The following is a 22,208-nucleotide window of genomic DNA, read 5'->3' as shown; positions in this document are numbered from 1 at the left end:
AATCCAGATTTGGTGGTGCCTTTAGCCCAAAGGTACCACTAGTTACAACACCTGCTTTATCTGAACAACCTCCCTCAAAAATTTGACGATTCTGACGTAAATTTGGCGCTTAAAAAAATACCAAAATAAGTGATTCTAAAAGAAGATTCATAGTTGGCAAATATTGATCTAAGTCTCATAATGCGCGCAATTTCATTAATCAGGCTTAGGTTTAAGCGACAAATGTCACTAAAAAATATCTCAATTCGATATCAAATTCTGATCCCCATCTTTATTTTGGTTTTTGGCACTTTCGCAGTGATGTTCTTTGCTAAAAGCGAAGTCGAATCTGCGGTTTACTCCGTCAGCAATACTGCCCGTCAGGCAGCAGGTGACAAAGACCGGGCGTCTAAACTGGCAGACATTGCTTGGGCGATGCGTGTTGAGGCGATTTACGGTATCTATGACGAACAGCGTACCAAGCAAATGAGTGATAGCGTTGCTAAGTTGGGGAATGAAGCGTTGACGATTTCCCGTGAAATGGCGAAAACAAGCGTCCTTCGCGATTTGGCGCTTAACATCGAAGAAAGTGTGAGCGACTACGTGCGCTATACCGAGACTCAAGCGCAACCAACTATAGAAGCCTATTTTAACCAGCAAATTGCGATGCCACGCTACAACACAATGGTGAATGAGTACCGTGAACTGGGTGCAAATTTGATGGAAGACATCACTTCGATGTCTTCATTCATTGACCCGTTGGTAGAGCAGGATCTGAAGAAATCTGATCATGATGCTGACCAGATGATGGTGGCAGTGGGTTTAGTGATGGGCGGTGCACTGACTCTCGCGATGCTGTTTGGCTGGTGGCTATCAGGTGTCATCGTGAAGCCATTGGAGGAACTTCAGGATGTGATGCGCCGTTTGGCGACGGGTGACCTGAATGTTCAGGCGGATGAAAACGGTGAAAATGAACTAGCGCGTTTAGGGCGTGACACCAATCAAACGATCAACCAACTTCGTCACACCGTGACAACTCTGTTCGGTATCAGTGATGAAGTGGCAGCTGCTTCTACGGAACTTGCGGCAGTGATGAACCAGTCAGCGGTGAACGCACAGCAAGAGCAGGCTGAGATTGAGCAGGTTGCTTCTGCGGTGACTGAACTTTCCAGCACGGCTGATAACGTTTCTGACAACGCGGTGAATGCTGATCATGCTGCACGTCAAACCGATGAGTTAGCGGCGCAAGGTCTGGCTGTGTTTGAACAAAGCACACAAGCTGCAGTGCAAATGGCGGAATCAATTGAAAATACCGCAACGGTGGTGACTACCCTACGTGAGCAATCTGAGCGTATTAGCCATGTGGTAGAAGTGATTCGTGGTATCTCAGAACAAACCAACTTGTTGGCCCTGAATGCAGCCATTGAAGCAGCGCGGGCAGGCCATTCTGGTCGTGGCTTTGCGGTGGTGGCAGATGAAGTGCGTATGCTGGCGGCACGCACAGAAGCTTCGACCAAAGAGATCCAAGAGATCATCGAAGGTCTGCAGGTACAAGCTTCTCAGGCAGGTGACAGCATGGGAGTGTGCATGGATGTTCTTGCCCGCACACAAGCGCTCAGTCAGCAGGCTAACGATGCCCTGAACGGCATTACCCAGTCAGTGGCACAGATCACCGACATGAATACATTGGTCGCCACGGCAGCGGAGCAACAGTCGGCCGTTACTCAGGACATTAACCGCAACATTACCAATATGTCTGGCATCATTACCCAGAATGTTACCGGTATTAGCCAGAGTGCATCAGCGAGTCAGGAGCTGTCCCAGCTTGCGGAAAGCCAGAAGCAGGAGCTCGCATTCTTCCGCGTTTAATCTACCGATTCAACGATACCTAAAACCGCCTTTCTGGGCGGTTTTCTTTTATCTCTTGTCTGTTTCCTCATACTTATTAAAGTTCCTGTTGCAATTCATAATACACAACCTATCATTGATAATAATTCTCATTATCATAAGTAAACAATAATGACAGGAATGCTCTCCAGACTTATTTTTCCCATGCTGAAAGGACAGCGTTGGGGGATCCGAAAACGCCGTCTGCTTGCGCCAGTAACATTGGTGGCACTGCTCGCGGTTGACTCGACACGTATGGTGACTTTGCCAACACTTTCTGACGCTTTTTGGCAGGTTGCTGCTTATGTGGCGGCAACATTAGCGCTGTTTCATTTTCTTTCAGAGCGCTTTGACCGCAAGGGGAAACTGGCTCTTTTGATGTCTAAGCACAGTAATCTACAAGTCGTGTTTGCGTCTTTTATGGGAGCCTTACCAGGCTGTGGCGGCGCCATTGTAGTGATTACCCAATACGTTCGTGGAAATCTTAGCTTTGGAAGCGTTGTTGCGGTGTTGACAGCGACCATGGGGGATGCTGCTTTCCTGTTGCTGGCGACAAAACCGTCCGATGGTATTTTTATGATTGGTCTTGGTTTTGCTGTAGGCCTGGTTTCTGGTCGTATTGTGGATGCTTTGCATGGCGCAAACTTTATGCGCCTAAAGCGAGTGGCGAAGGAGAATCCAGAGAATAGCCAATCTAGCACTGAAGTTTTCATCAGCAACCAAGGACGATTCTGGCAATGGCTTGTATTGCCAGCTTTGTTAGTTTCGATATTGGGTTCAATGCAAATGAATCCCGATGAGGTGCTTCATCTACCAGTAGGCACGACAGAATGGCTGGGCGCTGCGTTGGCAGTCATATCTGTGACATTTTGGGCACTGCAGCGTGAAGCTGACAACTATGAGTCTGTGGTGGGAGAAGACCCTAAGTGCCGCTCTTCCCACTTGTTTCAGCGGGTAGCAAAAGACACCAACTTCGTGATTGTGTGGGTGATTGCTGCATTTTTGATGTTCGAATTGATCGTGCTTTGGCTCGATATTGATTTGGCGGGTGTTTTCTCAGGCTGGGCCGCGCTCATGCCATTGATGGGCGTTGTTGTTGGTTTCTTACCTGGGTGCGGACCGCAAATTTTGGTCACCAGCCTTTATGTTAGTGGTGCGATACCGATGTCAGCCCAAATTGGTAATGCCATTTCCAATGATGGTGATGCCCTTTTCCCTGCGATTGCTCTGGCACCCAAAGCGGCAATAGTGGCTACTTTATATTCATCTGTTCCTGCTTTGATTGCGGCTTATAGTTACTTCTGGTTGGTGGAAAGTTAATCCTCTGTTCTTCGATTTTTCTTGTCATGATTCCGGCGCTCATGCGAATAAAGAATGAGCGTCGTTACTCCAGTGCCGAACTTTGTTTACTGGCTTGAAGGTTTACTGAACAGAGGTAGCTTTTTGCATTGGGTGAAAAACAATCTAATAGTTATTTATTTTGTTAATCATATGTTTACGAGTATGAAGAGTTGCCATTTAATGTGTGATGTGTCGCATAAAAATGACTAAATGCTGTAAAAAAGGAATGTATTTCGTTGGGACTCCACTGCTAATCTCATCGCGCTTGACTGTGAATAGCAAGTTAACCAATCAGATTAAAATTTGGCTCATTTAGTTCCGTGGAAACGAATCTAGGACTTTTGTCGGCTCGTGTTCTTCAGTTCAATATAAATCACCAGTTTAATCTCCTTGGCGTTTTGTTTTGAAAAGGAGTTCTCAATAATGAATGCGGAAACTAACAAGATGTCTCTGACCACCCGTGTCCTAATTGGCATGGTGCTGGGTATCGTGACCGGTTTTGCAATTCGTTTTCTGTTTGGCGAAGAGGGTTTCGTCAATGAATACATCGTGAATGGCTTATTTGATGTTGGTGGCCAAATTTTTGTAGCCAGCTTGAAGATGCTGGTTGTTCCTCTGGTCTTTGTTTCTCTGGTTTGCGGTACCAGTGCATTGAAAGACATCGCAACGCTGGGCCGATTGGGCGGCAAGACCTTGATGTTCTACCTGGGAACCACGGCGTTGGCAATCACACTGGCTATGAGCCTTGCGCTGCTGTTTGGCCCGGGTAAAGGTGCTGATTTGTCTGCAGCATCTTCCTTCCAGGCATCTGAAGCCCCGTCTTTGGGCGACGTGATTGTGGGTATGTTCCCGACTAACCCAATCAGTTCTATGGCCGAAGGCAATACGCTACAAATCATCATTTTTGCGCTGCTGTTTGGTATTGCGATCAGCGCATCCGGCAAACCGGGTGAGCACGTAGCGGCATTCTTCCGTGATCTTAACGAAGTGATCCTGAAGTTGGTTGCCCTGCTGATGAATCTGGCACCATTTGGTGTGTTCTGTTTGATGGCGAAGTTGTTTACCTCGCTGGGCCTGTCTGCCATTGTCAGCCTGGCAGAATATTTCTTCGTACTAGCAGGTGGTCTGGTGCTGCATGCACTGGTGACTTATACCACGCTGTTGAAGGTGTTTGCTGGCCTGAGTCCGGTAACATTCCTGAAGAAAATGGAAGACGCCGTTATGTTCGCGTTCTCTACCGCGTCTTCGAATGCGACGATTCCGGTGTCGATGGAAACCACGACCCGCCGTATGGGTGCGGACAACAAAATCGCCTCTTTCACCATCCCGCTGGGTGCGACCATTAACATGGACGGCACGGCGATGATGCAGGGTGTGGCGACGGTATTTATCGCGCAGGCGTTCAATGTTGACCTGACCATGATGGACTACATGACGGTTATCCTGACGGCAACATTGGCGTCTATCGGTACCGCGGGTGTACCGGGTGTGGGTCTGGTCATGCTGGCAATGGTGCTGAATCAGGTTGGTCTACCACTTGAAGGTATTGCGTTGATCATGGGTGTTGACCGACTACTGGACATGATTCGAACCGCGGTGAACATTACCGGTGACTGTGCGGTGACTTGTATTGTCGCGAAGAGCGAAGACGCACTGGATGAGAAACGCTTCAATGATATGAAAGCAGCGGAAGAAGACGAGAAAATCGTCTTCAGACCTCACGCGCAGTAAATCTTCCCCAATTAAGGAAAACGCCAGATTGTCTGGCGTTTTTTGATCTCTCTCCTTCATCTCACGTAATCCCTACTGTTGAAAAATTACAGAAATGGTAGCGACTCGATGAACCAATTCCACACCCTCAGACTGATTCTCGGTGACCAGCTTAATGCGAGCCATTCCTGGTACAGCGAGTGTGATGATGGTGTCTTGTACTTGATAGCTGAGCTTCGTCAGGAAACAGACTACGCCCCCCATCACGTTCAGAAAGTCTGTGCCTTTTTCGCTGCGATGAAAGGTTTTGCTCTGGCGTTAGAAAAGGCAGGCCATCAGGTGCTGCATTTGACGCTGGATGAAACCCAGAGGTTCCCCTCGTTGGAAGTTTTGCTGACTGCGCTGATTGAAAAACACGGTATCACACAGTTTGAATACCAGCTCCCGGATGAATACCGGTTGTGGGAACAGTTGCGCCTGTTTTGTGCTTCTTTGGGCATTGAAATCAATACGACAACTAGTGAGCATTTTCTGGTGCCAGATGACGCCTTAAGTCAGCACTTCACAAAAAGCAAGCATCACCTGATGGAGTCTTTCTATCGCAAGATGCGCAAGCAATTTGACGTGATGATGGAAGGTGACAAACCGGAAGGTGGAAAGTGGAATTACGACAAAGAGAACAGGGCTAAACTGAGCACCTCCGAACTTGAATGCATCCCTGAGCCATTAGTTTTCACCAATGATGTTTCGGACATTCTTGGGCGGTTGGAGCGTCATGGTGTGAAAACCATAGGTACTGCTGCCCCCCAGCTTCTCTGGCCTGTTACTCGAAGACAGTCGATGGAACTGCTCGATTACTTCTGTAAGTACCTGCTACCCAAATTCGGCAGCTTTCAGGATGCTATGACAATTAACAGTCCACATCGTTGGAGTCTCTACCATTCGCGCCTTTCCTTTGCACTCAACAGCAAGATGCTGCATCCAATGCAGGTGATTCAAGCTGCGATAGAGGCGTATCGTCAGCCTGACTCCGGTATTGGCATCAATCAGATAGAGGGTTTTGTCAGGCAAATTTTGGGATGGCGTGAGTTTGTCCGCGGTCTTTACTGGGCAAACATGCCGGACTACTCGACGATGAACGCATTGGGTGGCGCACGGACATTGCCGGAATTCTTTTGGACGGGCGAAACCAAGATGCAATGCCTGAAACAGGCTATTCAGCAGTCGCTTGATTACGGCTATGCGCATCACATCCAACGTTTAATGGTCACGGGTAATTTTGCCCTGCTAGCGGGCATTGTACCGGAAGACGTGGACGCCTGGTATTTGGGAATCTATGTTGATGCCATTGAGTGGGTAGAGCTACCCAATGTCCGTGGAATGGCTTTGTTCGCAGACGGTGGACTGTTCGCAACCAAACCTTACAGCGCAAGCGGTAATTACATCAACAAAATGAGCGATTACTGCACAAGTTGTCATTACAAGGTGAAAGAAAAAGTCGGTGAGGGTGCATGTCCACTGAATAGTCTTTACTGGCATTTTATGGAGCGTCACCGCGCACGAATCGCGGTAAATCCACGTGCTGGAATGGTTTATCGGGGATGGGATGTAAAATCAGAAAAAGAGCGCAATGACATCCTTACACAAGCAGAGTGTTATTTAACCAATATTGAGATGCTGTAAATATATATTTTAAAACACTTTCCCATTTTCTTTTATTGGTTATCTGTATTCATTTCGGGTTAAGCATATCTCGCGTGATTTATATCTAGAAAACAATCCATTACGACAAGTTATTTTTGTTTTACCTCGCTTACGCAAACAGTAATAGTTTGCGTTTATTTGGGTGGACTTGCCCGAATGTTGCGAAAGTAAAATGGAGTTGTCGCTGTGAGTGATAAAAGCCACGATGAATTAATGTCACCGGATGGTGCGGTGACGCCTATCGATACTGACTACCAAGTAGGTCAGGATAATATCGCCCTGAAAATCGGCCCTTTTGGTCTGGATATCCACAACCGCGTGTTTTTGGTTTCAGGCGGTATGATTGCACTTTTCGTGTTAATCACTCTGCTATTCCGTCACTCTGTTGCACCTCTGTTCAACGACATGCGGAACACCCTCACTGCTCAGATGGACTGGTTCTTCATCGGTGCAGGTAACCTCTTTGTTATTCTCTGTCTGATCCTTATCTTCAGCCCATTGGGACGCGTTCGCCTTGGCGGCACAAAAGCGACGCCTGACTACACCTACGTAGGTTGGTTTTCCATGCTGTTTGCTGCTGGGATGGGTATTGGTCTCATGTTCTATGGCGTGTCTGAACCACTGTCCCACTATGCATCGTCCTTTGGCGGTGTGGTTGAGGCTAATGGCGTTCGGACTGATTGGGCACCACTCGGCGGTGCTGTGGGAGACATGACAGCAGCTAAAGATCTGGGTATGGCGGCTACGATTTACCACTGGGGTTTGCACCCATGGGCGATCTACGCATTGCTGGCTCTGTCTCTGGCACTGTTCTCGTTTAACAAAGGCTTGCCACTGACTATCCGGTCTGTATTCTACCCAATCTTTGGTGAGCGCATTTGGGGCTGGCCGGGTCATATCATTGATATCACTGCTGTCGTTGCCACTCTGTTTGGTCTGGCAACATCACTGGGCTTTGGTGCGTCGCAGGCGGCTGCGGGTCTGGAATTCCTGTTAAGTATTCCAAGCGGTATTACCACTCAGGTTATTCTTATCATCGGTATCACGGGTCTGGCGCTAACGTCTGTGGTTGCGGGACTGGATTCTGGCGTGAAACGCTTGTCTGAATTCAACATGGCAATGGCGACATTGTTGATGGTGTTTGTGATTGTTGTGGGTCCAACCCTGTCAATCTTCACCAACCTGGGTACCAACATGGTGGCTTATTTTGAGAACCTGCCTGCGCTTTCAAACCCATTTGGTCGTGAAGATGCTAACTATTCGCAAGGTTGGACGGCGTTCTACTGGGCATGGTGGATGTCCTGGTCGCCATTCGTAGGTATGTTTATCGCACGCGTATCACGTGGCCGCACGGTTCGTGAATTCATCATTTGTGTACTGCTGATCCCCACTTCTGTATGTGTAATGTGGATGACAGCATTCGGTACGACGGCGATTGAGCAGCTTCAGGATGGCTACCGCGCGGTGGTCGATGCGGATCTGCCGCTGCAGCTATTCAATATGCTGGATGGCCTGCCTCTGTCTAGCATCACTTCACTGCTGGGTATCGTTCTGGTGGTTGTGTTCTTTGTGACCTCTTCAGATTCCGGGTCTCTGGTGATCGATACCATTTCTGCGGGTGGTAAAATTGATGCCCCAGTCCCACAGCGCATCTTCTGGTGTTCGTTTGTAGGTCTTGTGGCTATTTCTCTCTTGCTAGGTGGGGGCCTTGGGGCGCTGCAAGCAATGGTGGTATCGACTGGCTTGCCATTCTGCATTGTACTACTGATGTGTGCGTTTTCTCTGGTGAAGGGATTGATGTCCGAACCACGCAAATAAGTGATGAACGAAAAATCTGGACCAAGCCGTCCAGATTTTTCTTTTCATAATCTCGAGAATTGGAAACTAGCTTTGACACATTGGTCGAAAAAGGATCAGTCACGGCGCTTTTACGTAAACTGAAAAGTAAGACAACAGATAGAACTATTGGGCTACTGCACGAAAATGGATGTTTAGAGCTCAATGGTTATTTGCGTTGGCTAGTTGCCTAATTAGTACGATAACTTGGTTGATTATCGTGCAATTACAGTAATTAATTCGACCCATTTCTCACTATTGAAGCATTGAACACTAAGGATATGTTAGAGTGTTTAGGTCATTAGGCCTTAAGTTAGTGTGCGTTCAATATGCTGGATAATGGAAAACGTAGTTTTTCATTATTTCACCCTGCATATTCAACGCCATTAACTGCTTAACTCGCTGAACGGATTAAGGAGTTATACTGTGAGCGATAAAAGTCATGAAGAGTTGATGAAACCGGATGGTGACGTCAACCCCATAGACACAGACTATCAGGTCGGACAGGACAACATTGCGATGAAAATAGGGCCTTTTGGCCTGGATATTCATAACCGTGTTTTTCTGATTTCTGGCTTGGCGGTTGTTATCTTCGTCTTCGTTACGCTTGCCTTCCAAAAAGATGTTGCCCCAGTTTTTGGTGAAATACGTGGCTGGTTGACGTCAAACCTGGATTGGTTCTTCCTCTCTGCTGGCGATATTTTCGTCATTACCTGTCTTGTGCTAGTTGTGAGCCCGTTGGGTAAAGTTCGCTTAGGCGGTACTGAAGCGACGCCTGACTATACCTATGCAGGATGGTTCTCAATGCTGTTTGCTGCAGGTATGGGTATCGGACTGATGTTCTGGGGTGTGGCAGAGCCGCTCTCTCATTACGGAGCTGCTTTGGGTGGAACGTCGATCGAAAATGGTGTGCGTACAGACTGGGCTCCGCTTGGTGCAGCAGTTGGTGATCCAGCTGCGGCTGCAGATCTCGCAATGGCAGCAACTATTTATCACTGGGGCCTGCACCCTTGGGCTATTTATGCGGTTCTCGCATTGGGGCTGGCGCTGTTTTCTTTCAACAAAGGCCTACCGCTCACCATGCGTTCTGTGTTTTACCCACTTTTCGGTGAACGTGTTTGGGGCTGGGTCGGCCACATCATTGATATTCTGGCAGTGGTTGCGACCTTATTTGGCTTGGCAACCTCATTGGGGCTTGGTGCATCGCAAGCAGCTTCCGGCCTGAATTATCTGTTTGGTATCCCGTTGGGCGAAACCACCGAAGTCATTCTGGTTATTTTGATTACGGCGTTGGCGCTCGTATCTGTTATGGCTGGTCTGGATGCCGGTGTGAAGCGCTTGTCCGAAATCAACATGATATTGGCAATAGCATTGCTGCTGTTCGTGATTCTGATGGGCCCGACGATCGCTATTCTGACTGGCTTCTTTGGCAATCTTGCCTCTTATGTTGAATACTTGCCGGCACTGTCGAGTCCTTTTGGCCGTGAAGATGCCAACTTTGCAGCGGGTTGGACGGCGTTCTATTGGGCTTGGTGGATTTCCTGGTCACCATTCGTTGGTATGTTCATTGCACGTGTATCACGTGGCCGTACCGTACGTGAATTCATCGTCTGTGTGTTGCTGATCCCGTCTCTTGCCTGTGTGCTTTGGATGACTGCATTTGGTGGCACAGCGATCAGTCAGGTTGTGAATGATGGCTACACAGCAGTCACTGAAGCCGATCTGCCACTGAAGCTGTTCGCGATGCTGGATGCACTTCCACTGGCATCAATCACTTCGTTTATCGGTATTATTCTGGTGGTTGTGTTCTTTGTCACATCGTCGGATTCCGGCTCACTGGTTATTGATACGATTTCTGCTGGCGGTAAGGTAGATGCACCTGTTCCTCAGCGTGTGTTCTGGTGTACGTTTGAAGGCTTGGTTGCTATCGCTCTGGTTTTAGGGGGCGGGTTGGTTGCCCTTCAGGCAATGGCGGTATCGACCGGATTCCCGTTCACCATAGTATTGTTGGTTGCCTGTGTCTCGGTCATCAAAGGTTTGATGTCTGAACCGCGGGGATAGGTTAGCCACCTTGTAAGCGCAGCGGGGCAGACAAAGGTCTGCCCTGTTTCGTCTGGTTTGTAGTCAGTGTGATCCCTGACTCACTGAGAGATTGAGAAGTAATGGAAGCGGAACAAATAGAAATCGCAGCGTTTCTCAAACAATATGCCCCATTTGATGAACTGCCTGAAGAGGAAGTAGACGAAGTTGCCAAGCAGGTAGAAATCTCCTATTTCCGGGCGGATACTCAGATCCATGAATACGGCCAACCGATTCAGGATTTGTGTATTGTCAGAAGTGGTGTGGTGGAAATTTATCGCCGTAAAGGGGAGCTGTTCAACCGATTGTCTGAAGGGGGTACCTTTGGTCAATGGGGATTGATGATGAACCGCCGTGTTCGTTTTCCTGCCAAAGCGATTGAAGACAGTTTGGTGTATTTTATCCCTGACACTGTTTTTGATGATCTCAGTGAACGTTTTGAAGCTTTCTCAGATTTTATGGAAGTGGAAGATGGTACCCGTTTGCGTCAGGCGGTGGAGAACCATCGCGACAGCAACGACCTCACTACCTCTAAAGTCACCAACTTGATTTTGCGTGATCCCGTGACGGTGGATTGTGAGTCTTCCGTTCGACATGCTGCACAAGTAATGACTGATGAAGGGGTGTCTTCACTCTTGGTGATGACCCTAGAAGCGGATGACGAAGGATTAGAGCAAGAACGTATTGCGGGTATTATTACCGACCGCGACTTGCGTTCCCGGGTTGTGGCACCTGGCTTGGAGTACGATACGCCGATCACTGAGATCCTGACGCCGCAAATCATCACTCTGGATCACAATGCCTATGTATTCGAAGCCATGCTGACCATGCTTCGTAATAACCTGCATCACTTGCCAATCATGAAAAATCAGAAACCAGTGGGCGTGGTTGCGCTGTCGGATATCGTGCGTTACGAATCCCAAAGTAGCCTTGTTATCGTGAGCAGCATTTTCCGTCAGCAAACCATCGACGATCTGGCTGCGTTGTCGAAAGATGTTCCGGCCTGTTTCTCTCGCATGGTTTCTGAAGACGCGAACTCACACATGATCGGCTCCGCGATGGCTGTGATTGGAAGAAGCTTCAAACAACGTCTTTTGGAGTTGGCTGAAGAAGAATTTGGCTCACCACCTGTCGCATATTGTTTTCTGGCCCTTGGTTCCATGGCGCGCGATGAACAGCTTATCGTGACCGATCAGGACAATGCCCTGATCCTTGATGACAAGTATGACCCCGCTGAGCATGAAGAATACTTCGTGAGCTTGGCGAAGTTTGTGAGCGACGGACTTGCGCGATGCGGCTACAGCTATTGTACCGGTAACATCATGGCGACCAATCCAGAGTGGCGTAAGACTCGTGCCGAGTGGGAAGAGACGTTTGCAGACTGGATTGATCAGCCAAACCCTCAATCATTGCTTAACAGCAATATCTTCTTCGATCTTGATGGTGTTTACGGCGCGACGAACTGGGCGGAAACGCTCAAAGCCTTTATCTCCCGGCGTGCCCGTCGTAATAACCGCTTCCTGGCCTGCATGGCTCGCAATGCTCTGAACCGCACGCCACCACTGGGCTTCTTCAAAAGCTTTGTGATGGAGCAAGATGGTCGCCACAAGAATTCAATGAACCTGAAACGTCGAGGGACTGCGCCGTTGGCAGATCTGATCCGCGTCCACGCATTGGCGGTGGGTTCCCGCTCACAGAACTCGTTTGAGCGTCTGGACGACATCATTGAAGCGGGCATTTTGCCAAAAGGCCGTGGTGAAGATATTCGCGATGCGATGGAATTCATTTCCATGGTTCGTATTCGCCATCAGGCCATTGATGTCGAGCAGGAGATTGAGCCGGATAACAATATTGAGCCGGAAAACCTATCTGAATTTGAGCGCCGTAACCTCAAGGATGCATTCCAAATCATGAGTAACGCGCAGAAGTTCCTGAAGTATCGTTACCAGCAAAACCGCAGTAATTAGAGGACCGCTGTGTTAATTCTTGAACCTAAAAACGGTGCAAAAGACGTTAAGCCGGGTCCTGACTGGTCAACGCTCAATGAGCGATTGAAGCATAAAGCCAAGGTGCCTCTACTGAAGCGTTTTTACGAAGCGGGTGTTGTTAATGGGGAGACTCCGGTATCGGACGTGGAGTTCGTCGCACTGGATCTGGAAACCACAGGGCTGGATCCCAGTAAAAACGATATTGTTAGTATTGGCTTGGTTCCGTTTACGCTCAGCCGTATTCATTGCCGTGAAGCCAAACATTGGATTGTGAAACCAAGAAAACCGCTGGAAGATGACTCCGTGGTGTTCCATGGCATTACCCATTCTGATGTCAGTGATGCACCGGATTTACGCCGAATTCTGGAAGAAGTGTTGGCAACTCTCGAAGGGAAGATTGTGGTGGTGCATTACCGCCGTATTGAGCGTGATTTTATTGAGGCAGCGGTTAAAAGTCGACTGGGTGAAACCTTGTTGTTTCCGGTAGTAGATACCTTGGAGATTGAGTCTTGGTACTATCGCAAACCCTCCCAGAAATTTTGGTCCTGCCTGATGAAAAAACCACTAACATCCATTCGGTTGGCAGACAGTCGTCGCCGTTACAACTTGCCATTTTATCAGGGACATAATGCGCTGACGGATGCGATCGCCACTGCTGAGTTGCTTCAGGCGCAAATTGCGCATCGCTTCGGCCGTAATTATCCCATCAAGGCGCTGTGGCGATAAATTTCGGCTATTAAAATCAATGATATCGGCCCGAGTTCACGTTTTTGGCAATCAAAACGCTGCAACTGGGTCGATTTTTTTAGTGCTTTGCTCACTGTGTTACAGTCAAAGAGACGAGCTGGTATCTGTCTTTGACGCTCTGTCCTTGACATATCTTTGCGCCGATTGCCCGGTATAAAGAGACGATACGTAAATTCGCTGCCGACAAAGGATGGCAAGATGATTGAAGAAAACAAAGTCGTAAAAATCGACTACACGGTAAAAGACGAAGAAGGACAGCTGATTGATACGTCGGAAGGTAAAGATCCTTTAGCGTATCTGCATGGCGCAGGAAACATTATTCCTGGTTTGGAGACAGCATTGGCAGGCCGTGCAGAAGGCGAAGAATTTGCTGTTCAGATCCAACCAGATGACGCGTATGGTCAGCGTAACGAAGCGTTGATTCAGGTGGTTGAGCGCGGTGTTTTCCAAGGTGTTGAAGAACTGGATGTGGGCATGGTTTTCAATGCTCAGGGCCCACAAGGTAACATCCAGGTTACGATTATCGCGATTGAAGGCGACGAAGTGACTATCGACGGTAACCACCCCTTGGCTGGCGTGGTGCTTCAATTTGAAGGTGTTATTCGTGAAGTCCGTGATGCGACAGCCGAAGAAATAGAGCACGGTCACGTTCACTAGTTGCTGACATGCGAAGAGATAAAGCGAGCTTATCGGCTCGCTTTTTTGTATGTGCTGCAAAAATCATCACCGAAGGTCAACAGCCCCTAAGGGCTTAATAGAGTTTCAAGGATGAAAGCATCGTCGAAGTGACGCTCACCAATAAAGGCGATAGCGTGTTGACCATGTTGTCGCATTGCTCCGGGTGAGCGCACACCGAAAGGCCAGAGGAACCAGCGCTCGCTGCGAAGGCTGTCATTTAAAATACCGAACTCATCAAATAGACTGTGATTGTTTCCCTGATTGTCTGCGAGCACTAGTGTTTCGCTGAATCCTGCAGATTGAAGCTCAATATCTGGCAAAATGTTATGCATAACATGAATGGCATTGATCATATGTTCTTTACCAGTAAGGCTGATTTCAAAACGTCCAGCCTCAGCGTTTAGGAACAAATAGTTTTGGATCGGATTTTCATCATCACGCTCTAAAAAGCGCAGTGTTGGGTTCAAAGCATACACCATGTGATAGCAGCCACACTGGTGGATGGAGTCGAGTATCAAAGGCATCCCATCCTCGCCGAGCGTAATCCGGATAATGACAGCATCAAATTCTCCGGCATAAGGGTCGAAATGATTTTGTGCTGTTCTAGCTGGGAACCACAATGCATAGTTGAGCTGTGGCGATACTTTCCCGTGAAAGCGGGTGTAAGTGATCGAGCGATAGAGCGTAGGCTTTCGGGTATCGATATAGATGTCTTTGCTGTCATTCATTGCTAGGGCACCGGGAATATCGTCTGCTGATAATGTCTCTACCAAGAAAAGCGGTGAAAAGCGATCGAGAAGTGCCTCTGACTCCCGATCACTGAGCAAAGGCCAATTCAAGGATGAGTATTTGGCAGCTTCTGATAGCACTTTGGCAACCTCACTCTGTGCCATGGGTGAGGGGGGCTTCACCATAACGGAAAGGTTGTGTCAGCGGTCTACCAAAGTCTGCCTTTATGCGCTCCTGTTCGTCTTCAATTTGTCCTTTAGCGACAAGGCTGGCGACAGGGTAAGCACCCAGCACACGTTTCCAGTGCTCGTATGAAGTCGGTACGGTTGGGGGAGTGTTTTTCAGTTCATTCCAGAATCGCGGATTATTGATGCTCTCTTTAAACAGTAACTCCTGACACTGCATCATCAGCTCGTGTTCTGCGGGGTTAATTGGCATTAACGCCAATGCGGTTTCTAGTTGAAGTTTTCCTTTCTGGGAAACGTATGTGAGCCATTGCGCCTGAGCTGATGGATGGTCTAACTCACTGGCAAGGGATGTACTGAAACGGTCAAAGGCCAGATGGGGAAAGCGTCCATCCTGATGGTAAGGCAGTTTGAAATCACGCTCTTGTTCTACGTCCTCGTAATAAGTAAAGAGGCGTTTTTCGCAAACCGCTTGGCTATTACCGAACAAAGCGGGCTCAGGTGCAACTGCACACCCTACCAGTGTTGTCATCAATAGCAAGAAAAAGAACCGAGATCTCAGCATTATGCCCTATCTGTAAGTTATTGTTCGGTTTGAACTATACCTAAACGACCTGAAGATGCTTGCAATCACAACGCCAGTCAAACTTGCTGAATCGACATCTTCAGGGCGTCTGGGCATATAACAGTGTCGGTACAAAGGACAAAAAATGAAAACCGAGAAGCAAAAAATGCTAAGTGGTGAGCTTTATCGCGCGAGTGATGAAGAGCTGGTGGCAGATAAAATGCGCTGCCGGGAAGCGATGCGCCGTTTTAACCAAAGCCTGCCAGAAAGTGATGAGTGGAAAACCGCCAAGCGTGATTTGTTACCAAACGCACCGGAGTCTGTGTATATCGAGCCACCATTTTTCTGTGATTACGGAATTCATGTGACCTTTGGCGAGCATGTCTTTATGAACTTCAACTGTACGATTTTGGATGTCGCGCCTGTCACCATAGGCAATCGCGTGATGATGGCGAACAACGTGCAACTTTTGACAGCAACACATACACTGGATGTTCAGCGCCGCGTTTATGATTTGGAAGAATATGGCTTGCCCATTACCGTCGGTGAAAATGCATGGTTAGGTGGCGGAGTGATTGTGCTGCCCGGTGTGACGATTGGAAAAAACTGTGTGATTGGCGCAGGGAGTGTAGTGACCAAAGATATTCCCGATAACACCATCGCCGTCGGCAACCCTGCCAAAGTGGTGCGTGAGCTGACTGCTGAGGAAATCGCTCAGCGCGGTTAAGTTGCCGATTCCAACTCTGTGAGCACATCAATCGCATATTGGTTGGTACTGCCACAAATATCCCGGTCAGCTTTGAATTGCCCACACACGGCAGGGCGCTCAGGCTGGCCGAAAATCTTACAAAGATTCGCTTCATTCAATTGAATGCAACGGACCCCGGCCGGCTTGCCATTGGGCATACCTGGAATAGGCGAAGAAATGCTTGGCGCGATGCAGCAAGCACCACAACCTAAACGACAGCTTACAGCGGTATCAGTCATCTCTCAGCCTCAATGAATGGGGTCTTTGGTTATAATCCAATGATGGGCGCGCACAGTATCACTCACGATGAGTAAACGCAAAGTGTTGATAGTCATCACCCATAAGCCCTTGATTGACAGCCACTGAAAGCAGGGATTCCGTCTTGCGCTTGCAGTTTCTGCTCTGGGTGGTATAACGAGCGCCTTTATCAAGATTGACTGGCAGGAACGGGTAAGCATGACAACGCCTTTCTGGGAACAAAAAACACTGACTGAAATGACTGACGCAGAGTGGGAATCGCTTTGCGACGGTTGCGGTAAGTGCTGTCTTCATAAACTGATCGATGAAGACACCGAGGAGTTGTACTACACCAACATTGCTTGCAGTCTGTTGGATGATAAAACTTGCTCGTGTAAAGACTATCAGAACCGTTTTAGCTATGACGAAGACTGCCTGAAGCTTTCCCGCGAGAAGATTGAAGAGTTCTATTGGCTGCCAGATACTTGTGCTTACCGTTTGCTGGCAGAAGACAAACCACTTCCAGTCTGGCATCCGCTAATTACTGGGTCGAAAGACGCGATGCACGCTGCGAACGAATCAGTACGTGAGAAAGTGGTTTACGAAATCGACGTGATTGATTGGGAAGACCACATCATCAATCATCCTTCGCGCAGATAGCGCTTTAAATCGTTTTTTTGCAACCATGGCGACTCTTTGAAATACCGCTTTTATCAAGGCGGTATTTTTATGACATTCGATTGTTGGGTGTATTTCTCCGCCTGCTGTAAAAACTTTGACTCATAAGTTTCTGATATGTTTGCGAGTGATATATCGTAAGTAGCTGTGCTTGATTGACTTTGAATCTCCTGTTTCTAACTTATTGATACTCTCATTATCAAACAATATACAAGCTAGGCCATCAGATGGAATTGAAGGACCGCTATTACACGGTTTTGGACTCCTTGCCAGAGCATACGTTTATCTTCTCCGAATCTGGGATATATATCGACGTTTACGGTGGAGAAGATAACGCGACTGGCTTTGACTGTAAGCAGTTCATCGGCTCATCGCTATATGACGTCGCTCCGGCTGAATTGGCTGAAACGTTTCATTCGTATATCAAAAAAGCGCTTGAAACGAATCAGGTACAACTCGCCTCGTATAAGTTTGATACCGATAACATGATCGACCTACCTGACGATGTTATCGCACCTGAACAGATCTGGTTTGAAGCCACCATTAAACCTATTCCACTGATTGAAAATGGCGAGCGCACCGTTGTATGGATAGCGAAAAATATTACTGAGCGTCACCTCTTGGAAAAACGTCTAAAAGAACTGTCGGAAACGGATGATCTCACTGGTATCGCGAACAGGCGCGCTTTTACTGAAAGACTGCGAGGCGCACTGAAACAGTTTCAAACCGACCGTACTCCCTTCGCTTTGCTTATGCTCGACATTGATCACTTTAAGCAAATTAATGATTCGCTTGGCCATTATTGCGGAGATGAGGCAATTCAGTTCACGGTTAACTTATTGAATGAAAAACTGACGGGATCTGATTTTTTCGGGCGGATTGGCGGTGAAGAGTTTGCCATTATTCTTTCACATTCAGGCATAGAATCTGCCTACCAAAAAGCAGAGGAACTAAGGCTTTCGCTAGAAAGCAGTCGCTTCGTAGCGGAAGAGAAAAGTATAAAGCTGACGGTGAGTATCGGTGTCACTGAGGTCCGTGATTCAGACGACAACATAAAAAGCATCATGGCAAGAGCCGATACTGCGATGTACCACTCGAAGAAAACGGGCAGGAATAAAGTCAGCCGTTTCTCCTCTTGCCGCTAAAAGAAAAGAACTATGCTACGGAAAAAAACTGATGGTTTCTCCTTGCCACTCCAAAAAGGACCTTTCCAAAACAATGGTGCAACCCCCTGGTTCTGCGAGTTGAATATAGGTACGCCGGGACAAACGCTTAAATTCTGTTTTGATACAGGGAGTAACTTTAACTGGGTGACATCTAGCCTTTGTTCTGATGATGGCTGCCAACATTATGCGAATGGTCGCTTCATGTTTTCTGAATCATCAACCTTTGAATGGATTGATCAGACTGGGACAACGGTTGATTTCGGTCCGTGGGGGAGCATGGAAGTTGAAGAGGGCAGAGATAAACTTTGTATGCCAATTCAAAAGGAATTGGACGCCTGTTTATTCATATCTTTGTACTTGTCCAAAAAATATTCAGGCATACAGTTTGATGAGCTGGACTGGGATGGTGGTATTGGGCTACCTAGCGGCGAAGTGTCTGAAGTTCCTCTCGATAAGCTGTCTGGTACTTTCAGGCTGGCACAATCTCATGAAGGGGAACCTACTCACTCCCACTTTTTGCTCGATCTTATGGATAAAGGGTTCGTCAGTAAAAAGAGACCATTTATCAGCTTTTTAAGCGACATGAGCGAAGACAAATCAGCGAGAGGAACCGTTAGTTTTGGATTGCTCGATGATGCGTATTCAACGTCGCTTGAGTACCTCTTTTTACCGTGGGCACGTTATCGGGAAGAAGTCCCTTACCTTTGGAGCTCCGAGAATGCCTCAATAAGCGTTGGTGATAACCTTATTGGAGAAGACCTCTATTTTACTTTAGACAGTGGTTCTTCTGCGTTCAAAGGAGACAAAACAGTACTGAAAAAGGTCTTTGAACAGACGACAGAGACCAGTCCTGTGGTTTCAATTTCTCTGACCGACAGTGCGGGTGACGAATATGGGTTATTGGAAATCACCAGCGATGTATATCGACGTGACATTGAGGAAGGACAGCACAAAGGGCAATCGGTCTCACAGTTTCAGTGGCTGAAAGGTGCGGAAGACATGTTATTGGTGGGCTCTGTATTGATGGACCACTTATACACGGTTTACGAGTACGAAGAGCCATCAGACGGTCAATTGGTACCTAAAGGCGTATGGATTTTTAATAAGCCTGGTGGGTCAAAAATTATCCAGACCAAGCAAAAAGAGCCCGCCAGTCTATTTGATAAGCTAAAGGCAAAATAATGCATAAGCAATTAACGGGAATTTGGCACAATGATTTTCAATCCAAGATGGAACTCCTCGCGATAGAGAACAGGATCATTGGCCGGTATAGCTCACACACTGGCTCCAAAGGGGTTTATCAACTTGTAGGTCATTGCTCTGGCGAAGCCCCAACTCAGACGATGGGGCAATCTGTGGCGCTCTCCATTTATTGGAAAAATATCGCAGAAGGAGAGAAAGATGAAAGCTGGCATTGGGCTGGCTCCATGGTTGGGCAACTTCAGCATGATGGCAAGCTAACGTTAACCAATGTGATCGTTGTTTCCGTACCATTTGGCAGCTATCAGAAAGGCAACTTCGTTGATAAGTTAATTTTTAACAAGTCCTCAGCGGACGTTGATCATGAGTCAGTAAAGAGTGACTTACCTGAAGAGTGTAACATTGAAGAACGCCCTGTCATTGGAAAGTGGGTCAGTCTCGACCAGCGCCAACTGCTTGATATTTATCATGTGAAAGGGGCTTCTGGCTCAACGTCAGCATGGCTGGTACGCGGGGATTCGGAAGTGATACTTACTGGGTTTATAGACGTCGACGCCGAACCGGAAATGGCGCAAAGCTTGTCGTTATCTGGGTATGAATCAGATGAGCAATCTGCTTTCTCTTTGTCAGGCATGCTTGAGCCTGGAAAAGATACAATGACCTTGAATAGCTGGCATGCAGAGCAAACCTCCCAAGAAGACAGTTTCATGCAGACACGCATGGAAAGTACAACTTTTCGGAGACTTAACATTGAAAAATAGCTTTGTACGGTCTCCCTATCTTTTTGTACTCTAGAACAAGAGGTGCATCTCGCTACACATCGTCAAGCCTCACTGATATGATGCGCGAGAGTTTACAAGGTCACTTGGAGACGATGGTGTCTGATGATCCAAGTGCGCAATAACATTGAGGCTGTCTTTGAGTAATCCCCCCACTATATTTCACACGCTCGCCATCAATAGAGCGATTCCGCTATGAAATTGACCTTGGGCCCAATGGAGGGTGTGCTTGACCCTTTAATGCGTCAAATGCTGACTGAGATTAACCCTTACGATCTTTGCGTGACCGAATTTGTCCGTGTCGTCGATGCGAAACTGCCTCCCCGCGTCTACTTCAAGCTAAGCCCTGAACTGGAAAACGGCGGTAAAACGTCTTCCGGCACCCCAGTGCGCGTGCAACTGTTAGGTCAGTCTCCGCAATACATGGGTGAAAACGCCGCACTGGTGGCAGAGCTTGGCTCGTCTGGGGTTGATATTAACTTTGGCTGCCCATCCAAGACGGTAAACGGTAACAAAGGTGGGGCGGCTCTTCTGAAAGAGCCTGAGCTGATGTATCAGGTGGTGAAAGCCGTTCGCGAAGCGGTGCCTTCTGAACAAGTGGTCAGCGCCAAAGTGCGTCTGGGCTTTGATGATGTTTCTGCCTATCGTGAAATTGCTGATGCAGTGCAATCCGGTGGGGCAGATGAAATTGTCGTCCACGGCCGGAGTAAGGCAGATGCGTATAAGGCGGGCACTATTCGCTGGGATTTAATTGGCGATTTGGCAAAACGCCTGGCTATTCCAGTGATTGCCAATGGTGATATTTGGTGTCGAGATGACGCGCTAAAGTGTACGGAAGTGTCGGGTTGTGAAACCTTAATGGTTTGCCGTGGAGCTTTGAACATGCCGAATCTTGCGGCACACATTAAAACGGACGTTTTGCCCATGTCTTGGCATCAAGTGCTGATGCTCTTGGTTCGCTATTCAGAATTTGAAATTCGTGGTGACAAGGGTATGTACTACCCGAACCGAGTAAAACAATGGTTCCGTTATCTGCAGGCGGAATATCCAGAAGCGAAAGAGCTGTTTGTGCGTATTCGCCAGCTTAAAGACAAACAACAAATTCTGGGTGAAATCATCAGCACGCTCAACAATGTGGAGCGTCAGACTGCTGTTGAGAGCTTTGCTTAAAATTGATCTCAAGAAACATGAAAAAGGCAGACTTTGGTCTGCCTTTCTCTTTTCGTTTTCTATACCAAGACTCAGTACTGGTTCAGTATTCGACCCGGCAAAATAAGGTGGTCAATACGACCCGGCCAGTTTTGTTCGGACAGGGCGGCAATCATTGCGCGGGCAACACGCACTGCCTCAACGGGTTTAAAATCGGCTAAAGGCCCGGCAAGGAACGGGTTCAGTAGCCGCATGATTTGCTGCAGGAACTGTTCGTCTTTCCGTGGTTTTTCTCGTTCTCCGACCAATGGCCCTGGACGCGCGACTAAAAGGCGTTCAAAGCCCATTTCAGATAGCGCACGCTCCATTCTACCTTTACAACGTAGATAATGGGACGGTGACCAAGGATGGCTCAGCATGCTGGAAACCACTGCCATGTGTTTCACACCGACGACGGCCATCATACGCGCCACTTTAACCACAAGGTCATAATCCACTTCTTCCAACGCCGCTTTTGAGCCTGCCTGTTTCTTGGTGGTACCCAAAGAAATATAACCTTGCAGAGGCACTGGCCATTGAGGTTGCCAATGGGTGACGGAAAGATCTGGGCTTTGGTGGACGATGATTTTATCAGAAACCACAGCGACTGGGCGTCGTGTCACAACGTGGATGTGTGAGACGTCAGGGTCTCCCAATAATTGATGTAATAACTCGTCACCTATCAGCCCGGTTGCACCGGCGATAATGACACTTCGAGACGATGGCACTGAGTGAATGTCCTCATTAATCAATTGCGGCTAAGACTACCATGACTTGAGAGATT

General features: G+C 47.9%; 19 protein-coding genes. 15 read left to right on the top strand and 4 right to left on the bottom strand.

The annotated features are described in order from the left end of the window. Positions 1-222 precede the first annotated feature (222 nt). The 9 genes from VP504_RS06225 (at position 223) to VP504_RS06185 (ending at position 13,928) form a co-directional block, all read left to right on the top strand. On the top strand, positions 223-1,848 hold the full coding sequence (locus VP504_RS06225) for a methyl-accepting chemotaxis protein (RefSeq protein WP_325893440.1): 1,626 nt from the start codon (positions 223-225) through the stop codon (positions 1,846-1,848). 150 nt (positions 1,849-1,998) lie between these two features. Beyond that, the gene (locus VP504_RS06220; RefSeq protein ID WP_325893439.1) at positions 1,999-3,186 is read left to right on the top strand and encodes a putative manganese transporter; all 1,188 of its coding nucleotides are present in this window, start codon (positions 1,999-2,001) and stop codon (positions 3,184-3,186) included. A gap of 444 nt (positions 3,187-3,630) precedes the next feature. After that, positions 3,631-4,938 carry a dicarboxylate/amino acid:cation symporter gene (locus VP504_RS06215; protein WP_325893437.1) on the top strand — a complete coding sequence of 436 codons (1,308 nt, stop codon included), beginning with the start codon at positions 3,631-3,633 and terminating at the stop codon, positions 4,936-4,938. Positions 4,939-5,046: 108 nt separating this feature from the next. Then, a complete protein-coding gene (locus tag VP504_RS06210; RefSeq protein ID WP_325893435.1) occupies positions 5,047-6,600 on the top strand; it encodes a cryptochrome/photolyase family protein in 1,554 nt (517 codons plus the stop codon). Between the two features lie 207 nt (positions 6,601-6,807). Next, the gene (locus VP504_RS06205) at positions 6,808-8,439 is read left to right on the top strand and encodes a BCCT family transporter (RefSeq protein WP_325893434.1); all 1,632 of its coding nucleotides are present in this window, start codon (positions 6,808-6,810) and stop codon (positions 8,437-8,439) included. 471 nt (positions 8,440-8,910) lie between these two features. After that, entirely contained in the window at positions 8,911-10,518 is a 1,608-nt protein-coding gene (locus VP504_RS06200; protein ID WP_442788909.1) for a BCCT family transporter, read from the top strand. Between the two features lie 101 nt (positions 10,519-10,619). Then, complete coding sequence (locus VP504_RS06195) at positions 10,620-12,503, top strand: DUF294 nucleotidyltransferase-like domain-containing protein (RefSeq protein WP_325893430.1); 1,884 nt, start codon at positions 10,620-10,622, stop codon at positions 12,501-12,503. Positions 12,504-12,512: 9 nt separating this feature from the next. Then, positions 12,513-13,250, top strand: a complete 738-nt coding sequence (locus VP504_RS06190) for a 3'-5' exonuclease (protein WP_325893429.1) — start codon at positions 12,513-12,515, stop codon at positions 13,248-13,250. Between the two features lie 219 nt (positions 13,251-13,469). Further along, positions 13,470-13,928, top strand: a complete 459-nt coding sequence (locus tag VP504_RS06185; protein ID WP_325893427.1) for an FKBP-type peptidyl-prolyl cis-trans isomerase — start codon at positions 13,470-13,472, stop codon at positions 13,926-13,928. A gap of 86 nt (positions 13,929-14,014) precedes the next feature. Here the strand turns inward: VP504_RS06185 and VP504_RS06180 are convergent, their stop codons facing one another. Beyond that, positions 14,015-14,842, bottom strand: coding sequence for a hypothetical protein (locus VP504_RS06180; RefSeq protein WP_325893426.1), 828 nt, complete (start codon positions 14,840-14,842; stop codon positions 14,015-14,017). Then, the gene (locus VP504_RS06175) at positions 14,829-15,428 is read right to left on the bottom strand and encodes a hypothetical protein (RefSeq protein ID WP_325893425.1); all 600 of its coding nucleotides are present in this window, start codon (positions 15,426-15,428) and stop codon (positions 14,829-14,831) included. The genes VP504_RS06180 and VP504_RS06175 overlap by 14 nt, the downstream gene beginning before the upstream one ends. A 145-nt stretch (positions 15,429-15,573) precedes the next feature. Between VP504_RS06175 and VP504_RS06170 the strand changes: the two genes are divergently transcribed. Beyond that, positions 15,574-16,155, top strand: a complete 582-nt coding sequence (locus VP504_RS06170; RefSeq protein WP_325893424.1) for a sugar O-acetyltransferase — start codon at positions 15,574-15,576, stop codon at positions 16,153-16,155. On the opposite strand, the gene VP504_RS06165 is transcribed toward VP504_RS06170, so the two are convergent. After that, positions 16,152-16,415 (bottom strand): YkgJ family cysteine cluster protein, encoded by a 264-nt coding sequence (locus VP504_RS06165; protein ID WP_325893422.1) that lies wholly within the window; start codon positions 16,413-16,415, stop codon positions 16,152-16,154. The two genes, VP504_RS06170 and VP504_RS06165, sit on opposite strands and share 4 nt — an antisense overlap. A gap of 217 nt (positions 16,416-16,632) precedes the next feature. Here VP504_RS06165 and VP504_RS06160 point away from each other — a divergent pair, with 217 nt between their 5' ends. The 5 genes from VP504_RS06160 to dusC all read left to right on the top strand — a co-directional run bounded on the left by VP504_RS06160 (position 16,633) and on the right by dusC (position 21,406). After that, positions 16,633-17,073 carry a YcgN family cysteine cluster protein gene (locus VP504_RS06160; protein ID WP_325893420.1) on the top strand — a complete coding sequence of 147 codons (441 nt, stop codon included), beginning with the start codon at positions 16,633-16,635 and terminating at the stop codon, positions 17,071-17,073. A 245-nt stretch (positions 17,074-17,318) separates the two neighbouring features. Beyond that, positions 17,319-18,236 carry a sensor domain-containing diguanylate cyclase gene (locus VP504_RS06155; RefSeq protein WP_325893419.1) on the top strand — a complete coding sequence of 306 codons (918 nt, stop codon included), beginning with the start codon at positions 17,319-17,321 and terminating at the stop codon, positions 18,234-18,236. A gap of 12 nt (positions 18,237-18,248) precedes the next feature. Then, positions 18,249-19,439 (top strand): pepsin-like aspartic protease, encoded by a 1,191-nt coding sequence (locus VP504_RS06150; protein ID WP_325893418.1) that lies wholly within the window; start codon positions 18,249-18,251, stop codon positions 19,437-19,439. After that, complete coding sequence (locus VP504_RS06145) at positions 19,439-20,218, top strand: avidin/streptavidin family protein (protein ID WP_325893417.1); 780 nt, start codon at positions 19,439-19,441, stop codon at positions 20,216-20,218. The genes VP504_RS06150 and VP504_RS06145 overlap by 1 nt, the downstream gene beginning before the upstream one ends. Positions 20,219-20,431: 213 nt before the next feature. After that, positions 20,432-21,406: a tRNA dihydrouridine(16) synthase DusC gene (dusC, locus tag VP504_RS06140; protein ID WP_325893416.1), complete on the top strand. Its 975-nt coding sequence runs from the start codon at positions 20,432-20,434 to the stop codon at positions 21,404-21,406. A gap of 71 nt (positions 21,407-21,477) precedes the next feature. Here dusC and VP504_RS06135 read toward each other — a convergent pair whose 3' ends face one another. Beyond that, positions 21,478-22,152, bottom strand: a complete 675-nt coding sequence (locus VP504_RS06135; protein WP_325893415.1) for an oxidoreductase — start codon at positions 22,150-22,152, stop codon at positions 21,478-21,480. Between the last annotated feature and the right edge of the window lie 56 nt (positions 22,153-22,208).

This window comes from Grimontia sp. NTOU-MAR1, assembly GCF_035758505.1.
GTDB lineage: Bacteria > Pseudomonadota > Gammaproteobacteria > Enterobacterales > Vibrionaceae > Enterovibrio > Enterovibrio marinus.
Note: the sequence above shows the minus strand (reverse complement) of the source record. Positions and strands in the feature narration are given on the sequence as shown.